Raw genomic sequence first — 13,961 nt, 5'->3', positions numbered from 1 at the left:
CGGTCATCAAATCCGGTTTGAAGATCGATGGAACGCATGTGGCCCGGTACGCGCGCGCTGAGGACGTTCGATGCAGCGGCGCGGCACCTGAATTTCTCGCGAGCGGCCGACGAGGTCGGGCTGACGCCGGCGGCCGTCAGTCACCAGATCAAGGAAATCGAGGCGCAGCTCGACATGGTGCTGTTCGTCCGCACGAGCCGCAGCATCCGGCTGACGCCGGCCGGTGTCGTGCTGGCTGCCGCGGCCGCTGATGCGCTGGCGGGTCTGCAGCGCGCGACTGCCCGGGCACGGCGCGTCGCACGCGAGCAGACGGAGTTGCGCGTATCGGTCGGCGCGCGCTTCGCGACGCACTGGCTGCTGCCGCGCCTGCCGCGTTTCAGGGCCGAACATCCTGCGTTCGAGCTGTCGTTCGATATCACCGACCGGTTGCGCGATTTCGATGACGACGACGTCGATGCCGCGATCCGCTTCGGCACCGGGCGTTATCGCGATGCGTGCGCGCAGCGCCTGTTCGATACGTCGGTCGTTGCGATCTGCAGCCCGGCGCTGTTGTCGGCCGGCCCGCCATTGCGCAAGCCGCGCGATCTGCTGCGCCACACGCTGTGCCACGTGGACTGCGAAGTCGATGGCGTGACCTGGCCGCGCTGGTCCGCATGGATGGCCGCTGCCGGCATCGACGGTTTCGACGACAGCCGGTGCGTCGCGTTTCCGGATTCGAGCCACGTCGTGCAGGCCGTGACGGATGGCACGGCGGTCGGGCTGGCGGAGCCGCACATGATCGCGCGCGATCTCGCGGAAGGGCGCGTCGTGCAACTGTTCGACGTGAACGTCGACGTGGCGCCGGGGCTCGCCTATCACGTCGTGTATCCGGAGCACACGCAGGACGATCCGCGCATCGTCGCATTGCGCGACTGGCTCGCGGATGAAGTCGCGACGATGCGCGCGTAGCGGTGACGGTGGCGCGTGCTATCGTGCCCGCATCTCCACCGCGCGACGCCCGATTCCGGGCATGTTCCTCCGATGAGCCAACCTGAAAACGACCTGGCGATCCTGCTGAGCACGATGCAGCCCGAATTGCATCCTGGCGCGTTCGCCTTCGTATCGCTGCCGACCGACGCAGACGTATCGTTATCCGAAGTCATTGCAACGTTCCGCGAAGCGGAGGGGCTGACGGTCGTGGTCGAAGAGGAGACGGCGGCGCGTCACGGCTGGCCCGTGCTGTTCCGCTCGGCCTGGATCACGCTGACCGTGCATTCCGACCTTGCCGCTGTCGGCCTCACGGCGGCGTTCGCACGCGCGCTCGGCGCGGCCGGCATCAGTTGCAACGTGATGGCGGCTGCCTGCCACGATCACATCTTCGTGCCGTTCGACGATGGCCCGCGCGCACTCGACGCGCTCGTCGCGCTCCAGCGCGACGCGATGCGCGGTGAGCGCTAGCAACGCCGCTGCAACACGCAAAAAAAACGGGCCCGTAACGGGCCCGCGAACGGAAAGGATTGCGCCGGAACACGACCCCGGCGCACGGCGGCTTACTTGTTCGCGCCACCCTCGAACCACGCGGCGAGCTTCGTGCGCTCGTCGTCGGTCATGTGCGTGACGTTGCCGATCGGCATCGCCTTCAGGCGCACGGCCTGTTCATAGATACGCTGCGCGTTCTTCGACACTTCGTCCGGCGTGTCGAACATCACGCCCGCGGGCGCGCTGCCCATCAGCGTCGGCTTTGCCGAGTGGCACTCGACGCAGCGCTGCTGCAGGATCGGCATGATGTCGTTGATCACGACCTTCGGCGCGTTCGCGGCCTGCGCTTCCGGCGCGACCGGCTTCGGCGTCGTCCAGACCAGTGCGCCGGCCAGCAGCGCGACGCCGCCGATCGGCAGGTACCACAGCTGCTTGCCGCGGTGGCGCATCACGAAGAACTGGCGAATCAGCGCGCCGGCCAGCATGATCAGCACGAGCACGACCCAGTTGAACTTGTTCGTGTACGTCATCGCATAGTGGTTCGACAGCATCGCGAACACGACCGGCAGCGTGAAGTACGTGTTGTGCACCGAGCGCTGCTTGCCGCGCTTGCCGTAGATCGGGTTCGGCTCTTCGCCCTTGAGCATTTTGTCGACCATCTTGCGCTGGCCGGGGATGATCACGAAGAACACGTTCGCCGACATGATCGTCGCGAGCATCGCGCCGACGATCAGGTAGGCGGCACGACCCGCGAAAATGTGGCACGCGAGGTACGCGGCGGCGACCACGTAGATGCCGACGCAGATGCCGAGCACGCGGTCGTTGGTGCCGAGGATGCGGCACAGCGAGTCGTAGACGATCCATCCGGCCGCGAGGAAGCCGAGTGCGGACGCGACGGCGACCACCGGGCCCATGTCGAGCACGCTCTTGTCGATCAGGTACGTGTTCGGTGCGAGCAGGTACAGCACGAAGAACAGCGAGAAGCCCGACAGCCAGGTCGTGTACGACGGCCATTTCGACCAGTGCAGGTCATCCGGCATTTCCGGCGGGGCGACCGTGTACTTCTGCATGTTGTAGAAGCCGCCGCCGTGGACGTGCCACAGCTCGCCGAACACACCGCGCTTGCGCTGGTTCGGGTCGGTCGGCGGTTTCAGGCTGTTGTCGAGCGCGACGAAATAGAACGACTCGCCGATCCACGCAATGGCGACGATGACGTGCAGCCATCGCAGCGCGAGGTTCAGCCAGTCGGTGATGAAGCCTTCCATGAAACTCCTCCAGACTCAAATCGTTTGTTTGATGCGGGCGCTGATTCGAATGTCAGCTGCCGCGATAGGTGCTGTACGACCACGGCGACACGAGCAGCGGCACGTGGTAGTGCGAGCCGGTGTCGGCGATGCCGAAGCGGAGCACGACGCGATCGACGAAACGGGGTTCGGGCACCTTCACGCCGAGCGACGCGAAGTAGTCGCCGGCATGGAACACGAGTTCGTATTCGCCGGCGGCGAGCGCGGCGCCTTCGAGCAGGGGTTCGTCGCAGCGGCCGTCGCTATTGGTCAGCACGGTCTTGATCGCGCGGCGCGATTCGCCGTCCAGCGCGTAGAGGTCCACCTTGATTGCAGCGCCGGGACGGCCGTGCGCCGTATCGAGTACGTGGGTAGTGAGCTTTCCCATTCGTTGTGTCCTTGTGTGAATGCGAGGTTCGGCGGCGACTCGATCCATGACTGTGCGGCGGATCGAGGCTCCACGTCACGTGGCTACATACCCGTCGGCGAGATTGAAGCGAGCGCCGTGCAGGCATTGTAAAAAGGTTCCCCACGCAAATACGGGCGCGATATCAAAGATAATGCGCCGCGCATGAGCGGCTGTCGACGGCACGCCGGAGGCGGCTTCCGGCGGGCTTCCGGCGGGCATTTCGGGCCGCCGGCGGGGCGCTGCGCGGCGTACCATATCGAATCCGTGAAACGCGGTATTCCGGATCGCGCATTGTGTGCGGCGCGCGCTTGGGCGATCCTCCCGGCGTGCGCGTCGGCCTTGTGGCCCGCGCGTACCCCGAAGACGGCGAGCACGCCGGGTAACCGGGCCAGGGCGTTCGAACGGACGCAGGCACCGGAGCGTGCCGCGATTCAGCGTTCGAACGGCTGTGTGACCGTCCCCAGGATCCGCCCCTGGGGGCAGACCGACGCGGAGAACGCATGAACCTCGAGCAGCACGCTGGCGCACGCGCGCCGAACCCCTCCTCATCCCGCCCGACAACCCTGCTGGTCAAGCACGCCGACGTGCTCGTGACCATGGACGACACGCGTCGCGAGCTGCGCGATGCGGGGCTCTACATCGAAGACAACCGGATCGTCGCGGTCGGCCCGACCGCCGAGCTGCCCGAGACGGCCGACGAAGTGCTCGACCTGCGCGGCCACCTCGTGATCCCGGGGCTCGTGAACACGCACCACCACATGTACCAGAGCCTGACGCGCGCGGTGCCTGCGGCGCAGAACGCCGAGCTGTTCGGCTGGCTCACGAACCTGTACCGGATCTGGGCGCACCTGACGCCCGAGATGATCGAGGTCTCGACGCTCACCGCGATGGCCGAACTGCTGCAGTCGGGCTGCACGACCTCGAGCGATCATCTGTACATCTACCCGAACGGCAGCCGCCTCGACGACAGCATCGGCGCCGCGCAGCGGATCGGCATGCGTTTTCATGCGAGCCGCGGTGCGATGAGCGTCGGCCAGCGCGACGGCGGGCTGCCGCCCGATTCGGTCGTCGAGCGCGAGCCCGACATCCTGCGCGACACGCAGCGCCTGATCGAGACCTATCACGACGAAGGCCGTTACGCGATGCTGCGCGTGGTCGTCGCGCCGTGCTCGCCGTTCTCGGTGAGCCGCGACCTGATGCGCGACGCGGCCGTGCTCGCGCGCGAATACGGCGTGTCGCTGCACACGCACCTCGCGGAGAACGTCAACGACATCGCGTACAGCCGCGAGAAATTCGGGATGACGCCGGCGGAATATGCGGAAGATCTCGGCTGGGTCGGCCACGACGTGTGGCATGCGCACTGCGTGCAGCTCGACGATGCGGGTATCAGCCTGTTCGCGCGCACCGGCACGGGCGTCGCGCACTGTCCATGCTCGAACATGCGGCTCGCGTCGGGTATCGCGCCGGTGAAGAAGATGCGTCTCGCAGGCGTGCCGGTCGGCCTCGGTGTCGACGGCTCGGCATCGAACGACGGCGCGCAGATGGTCGCGGAAGTGCGGCAGGCGCTGCTGTTGCAGCGGGTTGGCTTCGGGCCCGATGCGATGACTGCGCGTGAAGCGCTCGAGATCGCGACGCTCGGCGGCGCGAAGGTGCTGAACCGCGACGACATCGGTGCGCTGAAGCCTGGCATGGCCGCGGACTTCGCCGCATTCGACCTGCGCCAGCCGCTGTTCGCGGGCGCGCTGCACGATCCGGTCGCGGCGCTCGTGTTCTGCGCGCCGTCGCAGACGGCGTACACGGTTGTGAACGGGAAGGTGGTGGTAAGGGAAGGACGTCTGGCGACGCTCGACCTGCCGCCCGTCATCGCGCGTCACAACGCGCTCGCGCAGGCACTGGTGGAGGCATCGCGCTGAAGGAAGGCTGAGGCGCCATCCGGCGGCGGTGTTGCCGCCGGGGCAGGCCGCCGGCTGTCGCCGCGCCGAAACGGCGCGGGCGGTGCGCGCCGTTACGCTTCGATCAGCGTGCGGGTGGCTTCGGCGACGAGGCTGCGCAGCCAGCGCACTTCGTCGGAGTAATGGCAGCGCTCGTGCCACAGCTGGTAGTACTGCATCGGCGGGAAGTCGAGCGGCGCCGGCACGACCGACAGCGGCAGGAACTTCGCGTAGTGATCGGCGAACAGTCGCGTCGTCGTGAAGATCAGGTCGGACTTCACGAGCACGTACGGTGCGAGGTTGAAGTACGGCAGCGTGACGACCACGTGGCGCTTGAGCCGTTCGCGCGCGAGGTGCACGTCGATCGCGCCGCGCTGGCCGACCGAGTATGGCGTCGGCGCGAGATGCGGGGCGTTCAGGTACTGGTCGAGCGTGAGCCCGCCGCGCTTCGCGAACGGGTGCGTATTGCTCATCAGGCAGACGATTTCGTCGACGAACAGGTTCGACAGGTGCAGCTGCTCGGGCGGCTCGGGCCAGTTGCCGACGACGATGTCGAGCTTGCCGTCTTCCAGCGCGAGCTCGTAGTCGAACGCGGGGCCGAGCGAATGGAACTCGAGCGTCGCGTTCGGTGCGGCCTGGCGGAAGCGCTCGACCACGGTCGGCACGAACAGCACGTTCAGGTAGTCGGGGCAGCCGATCCGGTAGCAGCGGATCGACGTGGCCGGGTCGAAATTGTGCTGCTGGAACTTGATGCGCTCGATTTCACGCAGCGCGTTCTGCACGGGCTCGAGCAGGCGCAGCCCGTATTCGGTCGGCACCATGCCGGATTTGCCGCGCACCAGCAGCGGATCGCCGGTGATGTCGCGCAGGCGCCGCAGCGCGGCGCTGATCGCCGGTTGCGACTGGTTCAGTTTGACGGCCGCGCGCGTGACGCTGCGCTCCATCAACAAGGTGTGCAAGACGCGCAAGAGGTACGTGTCGATCGCCTCGCGTTGCTGACTCATGTTATCTCCGGTTTATATGGCTGGGCTGATCGAGGGGTGGGGTGGGTATATTGTTTTTAATATGAACGAAAATCAGCGTCAAGAGATGGATACCCGCAGGTACCCGCCGGCCGGGCCGCGACAAGGGGCCCGAACGGGGGCGAAGTGAAGCGCGCGGCGCCGCGCGGAAGCGCGTTGCACGAATCCGGTCAGCGGCGCGGCGTGTGATGCAGGGGGCGCGTCAGTCGTCGATGCGCATGCCGACCTTCAGCGTGACCTGCCAGTGCACGACCTGATCGCCTTCGATGTGCCCGCGCGTTTCGGTCACCTCGAACCAGTGCAGGTTGTGCAGCGTCTTGCCGGCTTTCGAGATCGCGTTGCGGATGGCGTCGTCGCTCGATTGCTTCGACGAGCCGGTCAGCTCGATCATCTTGTACACGTGGTCGCTCATGATGCGCTCCCTGGGATGTCGGTATGGATGGCCGGCGCAAGCCGTGGTCCCGAAGCGGCGCCGCGCGTGCCCGGCTTCTTGAGTGATAGGTATGATGGGCAGCAAGTTCAACCCATATCGGAGACGAGGAGCATCGTGGAAGTCGGATTTTGCGGACCGGGATTGATGGGCGCGCCGATGATTCGGCACTTGCTGGCGGCAGGGCATCGGGTCAGCGTGTGGAATCGCTCGCGCGACAAGGCCGAGGCGCTCGTGGAGGACGGCGCGCAGGTGGTCGGCACGCCGCGTGAACTGGCGGAGCGCGTCGAGACGGTATTCGTGTGCGTGCTCGACGGCCGCGCGGTGGGCGATGTCGTGTTCGGCGAGCACGGCCTGCTGTCCGGCGATGCGCGTGCGCGTCGCCTGCAGCGCATCGTCGATCATTCGAGCATTGCGCCCGCCGCCACGCGTGACTACGCGGCGCGTGCAGCGGCGCTCGGCGTCGGCTGGGTCGATGCGCCTGTGTCGGGCGGCGTGCCCGGCGCGCAGGCCGGCACGCTCGCGGTGATGGCCGGCGGCCGCGCGGCCGATCTCGACGCGGTGCGGCCGCTGATCGATACCTACGCGTCGCGGATCACGCACATGGGCGACGCGGGCGCGGGACAGACGGCGAAGCTGTGCAACCAGGCGATCGTCACCGCGACGGTGACCGCGATCGCCGAGGCCGTCGGTCTGGCGCAGGCGAGCGGCATCGATGCCGCGCGGCTCGCCGAAGCGCTGGCCGGCGGCTGGGCCGATTCGGTGCTGCTGCAGACGTTCGTGCCGCGCATGACGTCGGGCGGTCATGCGCCGATCGGCGCGCTCGGCACGTTCCAGAAGGACGTCGATGCGATCGCCGACGCGGCGCGCGACACGGGCGCCGTGATGCCCGTATCGGCCACCGTGCAGCAGGTGTTGCGGCTCGGCGCCGCGCAAGGGCTCGCCGGTGCCGATTTCGCCGCATTCATCGACATCGTGCGACCCGGCAACGGGCGTCAGCAGGTGTCGTGACGGGCAAGCGGGGCGCGTGAATGACAGATGGGCCGCCCGGAGCCGGCCCATCGAATGGCAGGGTGATCAGCCGAGGGAGCGTGGTGTCGTGTCGCCGGCGTTCTGGCGACCGAGCCCGCCGCGCAGGCTCGCTTTCGTGCCTGCACCAAACTCGGGCAGGATGCGCGCACGCGCACGGCTCGCGAACACGAGGAAGCCGAAGCCGTTTGCTTCATACCAGTATCCGCCGTTCTCGAGGCCGTCCAGCGGCTGCTCGAGCGCGTTGGCGATCGATTCGATGCAGCGCTTGCGCAACTCGGCGATGGCGGGATAAGGCGGCTGGGCGCCGCGTACGCTGCACAGGAGCACGTCGAGACCGGGCAGCACATGTGCGTACAGGACGGGTTCGTCCTGCGCGCGGGCGCGGGCAATCTTGGTGTCGAGCTGGGCAAACGGTTTCGAGTGGCGCAATACCGCGAGGAATGACTCCTGGCCATCCTGCTGGGCACGCCGACGTTTTTTCGGGAAGGACATAAACACTCGCCTCAAAAACAATTGCAAGAAATGCGGCACTTTCATGCGACCCACTCCCGGCTATGTACGCCGCATGTCGATCCTTTATAGCACACGAAAATGCTGCCTTCGTGCAGTACGACGATCAATGTCTCCCGTCGACCTGCTCGCCATGATCGACACAGCCAGCGTCTTGGCGCCCGTACTGTCGTTTAGTCTCCATCATAGACCTGCTTTCCCCGCGCGTGCATTCGCCCGTCACAAAAAAGTGAGATAGGCCGCATGCGGCGGTGCATCGCGCGCGCAATAAAAAGGCCCGCACGGGGCGGGCCTGGCTGGCGGGGCGCTGGGCGATCAGCGCTGCTTCAGCGAATCGCGGATCTCGCGCAGCAGCACCGTATCTTCCGGCGTCGCGGCCGGTGCGGCTTCTTCCGGCTTGCGCAGCTTGTTGATGAATTTCACCATCAGGAAAATGATGAACGCGAGGATGACGAAATTGATTGCCACCGTGATGAACGAGCCGTAGCCGAACGCGGCGACACCCGCGGCCTGCAGGTCCTTGAACGAATCGGGATTACCCTTGAACGTCGGGGGGATGGTGCCGAGCAGAACGAACTTGTTCGAGAAATCCAGGCCGCCGGTCAGCACGCCGATGACCGGCATGATGAGGTCTTTCACGACCGAGTCGACGATCTTCGAGAACGCGCCGCCGATGATCACGCCGACGGCGAGATCCATGACGTTGCCCTTGACGGCGAACTCCTTGAATTCCTTGATGATGCTCATGAGCGGCTTTCTCCTGTTTGGGGCGAGGGGAGGCGTGCCGCGACGCGCAGGGATGCAGAGCGTCGAATGAGGGTCGGTGGCACGCCGATGGCCGCATGATAGCGAACGCTCCCCATTGCCGGTAGTCCATCTTGAAATGATTGACAAATCCGCGCGTCGGCGCGGCCGGCCCTGCAGGGGAGCGTGGCGTGCAATGCAGCGCGTCGCGGGGGCGTCGACGCGCTGCGTAGCTTCAGGTGTTGTCGTCGGTCCAGCCGTCGTCGTTGCTGCCGAGATCCATGCCGCCGCCGCTGCCGTTGCCGTCGCTCCAGTTCGAACTGTCGCCGCGGCCGAGGTCGAAGCCCGGGTCGTTCTCCTGCCGGCGGCGCTCGCCGTCGACGATCACGTCGCGTTCGACCACGCGCTCGCGACCGCCGGACATCGCCTCGCCGAGCAATACGCCGGTCAGCAACCCGCCCATGCCGCCGCCGAACCCGCCGCCGCCTTGCTGGATCACCACCGGCGGTTGCTGTTGCGGGTAGGGCTGCTGAGGATACGGCTGGCCTTGCGCGCCCGTCATGCGGTCGGCTTCCTGCGCATACACAGAGCCGCTGCCGTTCGCCGGTGCCGCGGGTTGCGCGGCCGGGTCGGGACGGCCTTCGACGCGTGCCTTCACGCTTGCATGACGCTGTTCGAGTTCATCGACGCGATACGGCGGCACCGGGTTCTTGCCGTTCGACAGCGTTTCGACGAGCGTGCGCGCATCGGTCTCGATCGCCTCGAGTTCGCCCGTGAGCGCCGCGGCGCCGGGCGCCGTCGACAGCTTCGCGTCGAGTTTCAGCGGGCGGATGTCGTTCAGCACGTCGGTGGCGCGCTTGAGCTGCGTGCGGCGTTCTTCGTCGGCGCGGCTGTCGTCGGCCGTGCGTGCGCGCCTCAGCGTCCAGCGCAGCACCAGCGCGATCACCGCGACGATCAGCCCGAGGACGATCCACATGCCGGTCGACGGGCCGTGTTTTTCCGCCGGCGCGACAGCGGGCGCGAGCCCCGGCTGCAGCGTCCCGGCCTGCGTGGCCGAAGGCACGTTGCCGCCCACGCGCGCAGCGTCGGCGCGGATGCGCGACTCGGTCTGCGCGAAGCGCGATGCGTCGGTGAACTTGAGTTGCGGATCGAGCGTCTTCGCGCGCTGCAGCTGCTCGAGTGCGTCGGACGCGCGGCCCTCGCGGTCCAGCACCTGTGCGTACAGGTAGCGCGCATGCGCGTTGTTCGGATGGGCGTCGATGACTTGCGACAGCTGCGTGTCGGCTTGCTGCCAGTTGCGTTGCGCGATCGATTGCTCGACCTGCTGGAGCGACGGGACCGCAAACGCGGCGGACGACAGCACCATCAGCGAGAGGCCGAGTGCGGCGAGAGATTTCTTCATGGTCGAACCGGGCGCAGGCGCCCGTCTCCTGACGATCGGTTCGCGCCGCGCCCGGGGCGGGCGGCGGCGCGGTGGCCCGCAGTGGCCGTTACTGCGCGGGCGTGTCGAGCTGCTTCTTCAGCGCGGCGAGGCGATCCTCGACCGACGGGCCCTTGTTCAGCGCGGCGAGCTTGTCGTCGAGCGCGTTGCCGCTCGACGTGTCGGCCGAATTCAGGCGCGCGTCCGAGCGGGCGTTCTGCAGCGCGACCTTGTCCTCGAGCTTCTGGAAGTCCTCGGACAGGTTCTTGCCGCCGATGCCGCCCAGGGCGCTGGCCGCGACGTCCTTCGCCTGCGCGATTTCCTGCTTGGCCTGCAGGATGTTCGAGCGTGCATTCAGGTCGTTGCGGCGCTGACGCATGTCGGCGATCTGCCCCTTCAGCTTGTCGACCGACGGCTCGAGCGTCGTCAATTCGGCTGCGAGCGCGTCACGCTCGGCTTCCGCGTTCGACTGTGCGGCGAGGGCCTCGCGGGCGAGCGCTTCGTCACCGGACTGCAGCGCGCGCTTCGCGCCGTCCTCGTACTTCTTCACCTTGTCGTCGGCCGCATCGCGCTTGCTGCGCTGGGTCGCGACCTGTGCCTCGATCTCGATCAGCGAATTCTCGGCACGGCCGATGCTGTCGTCGAGCTCCCGCACGATCTGCCGTGCGTCGCGCGACGGATCCTGTACCGAATCGGCCGCATCGTTCAGCAGGCCTTTGATCGTGCGCGAAACAGAGTCGAAAAGCGACATGAAATCCTCCGTGGTTGAAAGGCGCCGCGTGAGAGCGGCAGTGCCCGTTGCGAGCCGGTTCCGACCCGCATGAGCCGGCGGATATTACACCACCGGTTCACTTAAATACGGCTTAAACGCGCGAGTTCAAGCGGCTTGCGCATCAGGATGTCGAACCTTTCGCGATTGAAAGAAAGCCGGTGCGCGCGCGCGATATCGCGTGTCCATGATAGGCAGAGGATGCCGACAATACGTTCCTTAAATCACGGCATTGCGGGAATTTTTACAAAAAATCGCGAAGGCACCCGGTCGATTTCATTAAAATGCGCTGTCACGTCGCGGGAACGGATCGCCGCGCGGCGGGGTCTGTCGACGTGACAGCCGCATCACGCTGTATCCGCTCTGATTCATTCGCCTGCATTTCCGCATGCGTCCGAGGGCGCCACGACCGCCCGCCATTCCGACATGCCAATTATCAAACGACCGCCTTCTTCTTCCGACAGGAACGAACCCCACTACACGCTGCGCCGTTCGCCGTCCGGAGCCTATTACCCCGATGACGACGATCGCGACGACGACCGCCGCACCCAGCGCAGCGGCGGCGGAGGGCGCGGCCGCTCGTTCGGCTCGCGCGTCATGCTGTGGTTCGCCGGCCTCATCGCGACGCTGGCGATCGTCGGCGCGCTGATCGTCGGCTACGCGCTGGTCGTGATGGCGCCGCAACTGCCGTCGCTCGATGCGCTGACCAACTATCAGCCGAAGGTGCCGCTGCGCGTGTTCACGGCCGACCACGTGCTGATCGGCGAATTCGGCGAGGAGCGCCGCAGCCTCGTGCGCTTCCAGGACATTCCGGACGTGATGAAGAAGGCGGTGCTCGCGATCGAGGACTACCGCTTCTACGAACACGGCGGCGTCGACTTCGTCGGCATCCTGCGCGCGGGTGTCGCCGACCTGATGCACGGCGGCGCGCGCCAGGGCGCGAGCACGATCACGATGCAGGTCGCGCGCAACTTCTTCCTGTCGAGCGAGAAGACCTACACGCGCAAGATCTACGAGATGCTGCTCGCGTACAAGATCGAGAAGGCCCTGACGAAGGACCAGATTCTCGAGCTGTACATGAACCAGATTTATCTCGGCCAGCGCTCGTACGGCTTCGCGGCCGCCGCGCGCGTGTATTTCGGCAAGGACCTGAAGGACATCACGCTCGCGGAAGCGGCGATGCTCGCGGGGCTGCCGAAGGCGCCGTCCGCGTATAACCCGGTCGTCAATCCGAAGCGCGCGAAGGTGCGCCAGGAATACATCCTGAAGCGCATGCTCGAGGTCGGCTACATCACGCAGCCGCAGTACGACGCGGCCGTGAAGGAAGAGATCCACGTGCGCACGCCGGGCAACCAGTACGCGGTGCACGGCGAGTACGTCGCCGAGATGGTGCGGCAGATGATGTACCAGCAGTACAAGGACGAAACCTATACGCGTGGGCTGACCGTCACGACGACAATCAACTCGTCCGACCAGGAAGCCGCGTACCAGGCCGTGCGTCGCGGCATTCTCGACTACGAGCGCCGCCACGGCTATCGCGGGCCGGAAGCGTCGATCAAGCTGCCCGCGGCCGGCGACGACCGCGACGAGGCGATCGACGACGCGCTCGCCGATCACCCGGACAACGGCGACCTGCAGTCGGCGGTCGTGCTGTCGGCATCGCCGAACGCGGTCGAGGTGCAGTTCGTCGGCGGCGCGACCACGACGATCGGCCCGGCCGGGCTGCGCTTCGTGGCGGGCGCGCTCAGCCCCCGCGCGAACGACACGCTGCGCATCAAGCCGGGCTCGGTCGTGCGCGTGCTGAAGGACGGCAAGACGGGTTGGCAGGTCGTGCAGCTGCCGCAGGTCGAAGGCGCGCTCGTCGCGATCGCGCCGCAGGATGGCGCGATCCGCTCGCTCGTCGGCGGCTTCGACTTCAACAAGAGCAAGTTCAACCACGTGACGCAGGCCTGGCGGCAGCCGGGCTCGTCGTTCAAGCCGTTCATCTACTCGGCGTCGCTCGACAAGGGGCTCGGGCCGGCGACGATGATCAACGACGCGCCGCTGTACTTCCCGCCGAGCGTCCCGGGCGGCACCGCCTGGGAGCCGAAGGACGACGACCAGCCGGACGGCCCGATGACGATGCGCACCGGCCTGCAGCGTTCGAAGAACCTCGTGTCGATCCGGATCCTCGCATCGATCGGCACGCAGTATGCGCAGCAGTACGTGACGCAGCGCTTCGGCTTCGATCCCGCGAAGACGCCGCCTTACCTGCCGATGGCGCTCGGCGCGGGCCTCGTGACGCCGCTGCAGCTCGCGACCGGCTATGCGGTGTTCGCGAACGGCGGCTACAAGGTCGATCCGTACCTGATCGCCGAGGTCGACGACGCACGCGGCCAGGCGCTGCAGAAGTCGCAGCCGGTACTCGCGGGCAGCACGGCGCCGCGTACGATCGAAGGCCGCAATGCGTACGTGATGAACAGCCTGCTGCATTCGGTCGCGACGGCCGGCACGGGCGCGGGCACCAACGTACTGGGCCGCAGCGACCTGCAAGGCAAGACGGGTACGACGAACGACGCGAAGGACGGCTGGTTCGCCGGCTACCAGCAATCGCTCGTCGCGGTCGCGTGGATGGGCTTCGACCAGCCGAAGAGCCTCGGCAGCCGTGAGTTCGGCGCGCAGCTCGCGTTGCCGATCTGGGTGAACTACATGCGCACCGCGCTGAACGGCGTGCCCGAGCAGCAGATGCCGATGCCGGACGGCCTGACGTCGATCGACGGCGAGCTGTACTACGCCGATCGCACGCCGGGCAATGGCTTCGTCGCCAACGTCGACATCAACCCGGCCGAGAATTCGATCAGCGCGAACGATGCGCTCGGCTCGGCTGGCGCGGCCGGGCTTGCGCCGCCGCCCGTCACGCCGCAGGAGAAGCAGCAGATCATGGACATGTTCGAGAACAAGTAGGCGGCACGCC

13 protein-coding genes are annotated in these 13,961 nt (G+C 66.8%); 5 read left to right on the top strand and 8 right to left on the bottom strand.

Annotated elements, in window-relative coordinates; translation table 11 throughout:
- The first annotated feature begins 27 nt into the window (after positions 1 to 27).
- Both LGM89_RS20480 and LGM89_RS20475 read left to right on the top strand, forming a co-directional pair.
- The gene (locus tag LGM89_RS20480; RefSeq protein ID WP_226273758.1) at positions 28 to 948 is read left to right on the top strand and encodes a LysR substrate-binding domain-containing protein; all 921 of its coding nucleotides are present in this window, start codon (positions 28 to 30) and stop codon (positions 946 to 948) included.
- Between the two features lie 72 nt (positions 949 to 1,020).
- Positions 1,021 to 1,437: an ACT domain-containing protein gene (locus tag LGM89_RS20475; protein WP_089495068.1), complete on the top strand. Its 417-nt coding sequence runs from the start codon at positions 1,021 to 1,023 to the stop codon at positions 1,435 to 1,437.
- Between the two features lie 92 nt (positions 1,438 to 1,529).
- On the opposite strand, the gene LGM89_RS20470 is transcribed toward LGM89_RS20475, so the two are convergent.
- Both LGM89_RS20470 and uraH read right to left on the bottom strand, forming a co-directional pair.
- A complete protein-coding gene (locus LGM89_RS20470) occupies positions 1,530 to 2,723 on the bottom strand; it encodes a urate hydroxylase PuuD (RefSeq protein WP_039342830.1) in 1,194 nt (397 codons plus the stop codon).
- Between the two features lie 52 nt (positions 2,724 to 2,775).
- Positions 2,776 to 3,129, bottom strand: a complete 354-nt coding sequence (uraH, locus tag LGM89_RS20465) for a hydroxyisourate hydrolase (protein WP_011352401.1) — start codon at positions 3,127 to 3,129, stop codon at positions 2,776 to 2,778.
- 521 nt (positions 3,130 to 3,650) lie between these two features.
- Here uraH and LGM89_RS20460 point away from each other — a divergent pair.
- Positions 3,651 to 5,063, top strand: coding sequence for an 8-oxoguanine deaminase (locus LGM89_RS20460; RefSeq protein ID WP_089425650.1), 1,413 nt, complete (start codon positions 3,651 to 3,653; stop codon positions 5,061 to 5,063).
- Positions 5,064 to 5,155: 92 nt separating this feature from the next.
- On the opposite strand, the gene LGM89_RS20455 is transcribed toward LGM89_RS20460, so the two are convergent.
- Complete coding sequence (locus LGM89_RS20455; protein ID WP_006762467.1) at positions 5,156 to 6,085, bottom strand: LysR substrate-binding domain-containing protein; 930 nt, start codon at positions 6,083 to 6,085, stop codon at positions 5,156 to 5,158.
- A 220-nt stretch (positions 6,086 to 6,305) separates the two neighbouring features.
- The gene (locus tag LGM89_RS20450) at positions 6,306 to 6,515 is read right to left on the bottom strand and encodes a dodecin (RefSeq protein ID WP_089495065.1); all 210 of its coding nucleotides are present in this window, start codon (positions 6,513 to 6,515) and stop codon (positions 6,306 to 6,308) included.
- A 135-nt stretch (positions 6,516 to 6,650) separates the two neighbouring features.
- Between LGM89_RS20450 and LGM89_RS20445 the strand changes: the two genes are divergently transcribed.
- Positions 6,651 to 7,544, top strand: a complete 894-nt coding sequence (locus LGM89_RS20445) for an NAD(P)-dependent oxidoreductase (RefSeq protein ID WP_226273757.1) — start codon at positions 6,651 to 6,653, stop codon at positions 7,542 to 7,544.
- 66 nt (positions 7,545 to 7,610) lie between these two features.
- Here LGM89_RS20445 and LGM89_RS20440 read toward each other — a convergent pair whose 3' ends face one another.
- From LGM89_RS20440 to LGM89_RS20425, 4 genes are all read right to left on the bottom strand, one after another.
- A complete protein-coding gene (locus LGM89_RS20440; RefSeq protein WP_027784713.1) occupies positions 7,611 to 8,057 on the bottom strand; it encodes a hypothetical protein in 447 nt (148 codons plus the stop codon).
- Between the two features lie 333 nt (positions 8,058 to 8,390).
- Positions 8,391 to 8,822 carry a large conductance mechanosensitive channel protein MscL gene (gene mscL, locus LGM89_RS20435; RefSeq protein ID WP_006487991.1) on the bottom strand — a complete coding sequence of 144 codons (432 nt, stop codon included), beginning with the start codon at positions 8,820 to 8,822 and terminating at the stop codon, positions 8,391 to 8,393.
- A gap of 232 nt (positions 8,823 to 9,054) precedes the next feature.
- Positions 9,055 to 10,221 carry a tetratricopeptide repeat protein gene (locus LGM89_RS20430; RefSeq protein WP_226273756.1) on the bottom strand — a complete coding sequence of 389 codons (1,167 nt, stop codon included), beginning with the start codon at positions 10,219 to 10,221 and terminating at the stop codon, positions 9,055 to 9,057.
- A gap of 88 nt (positions 10,222 to 10,309) precedes the next feature.
- A complete protein-coding gene (locus LGM89_RS20425) occupies positions 10,310 to 10,990 on the bottom strand; it encodes a PspA/IM30 family protein (protein WP_226273755.1) in 681 nt (226 codons plus the stop codon).
- Between the two features lie 444 nt (positions 10,991 to 11,434).
- On the opposite strand from LGM89_RS20425, the gene LGM89_RS20420 reads away from it, so the two are divergent.
- On the top strand, positions 11,435 to 13,951 hold the full coding sequence (locus LGM89_RS20420) for a penicillin-binding protein 1A (protein WP_226273754.1): 2,517 nt from the start codon (positions 11,435 to 11,437) through the stop codon (positions 13,949 to 13,951).
- Positions 13,952 to 13,961 lie beyond the last annotated feature (10 nt).

It is taken from the genome of Burkholderia sp. AU31624, from assembly GCF_020420065.1.
Taxonomy (GTDB): Bacteria; Pseudomonadota; Gammaproteobacteria; order Burkholderiales; family Burkholderiaceae; genus Burkholderia.
This window is presented reverse-complemented; position numbering and strand designations above follow the sequence as displayed.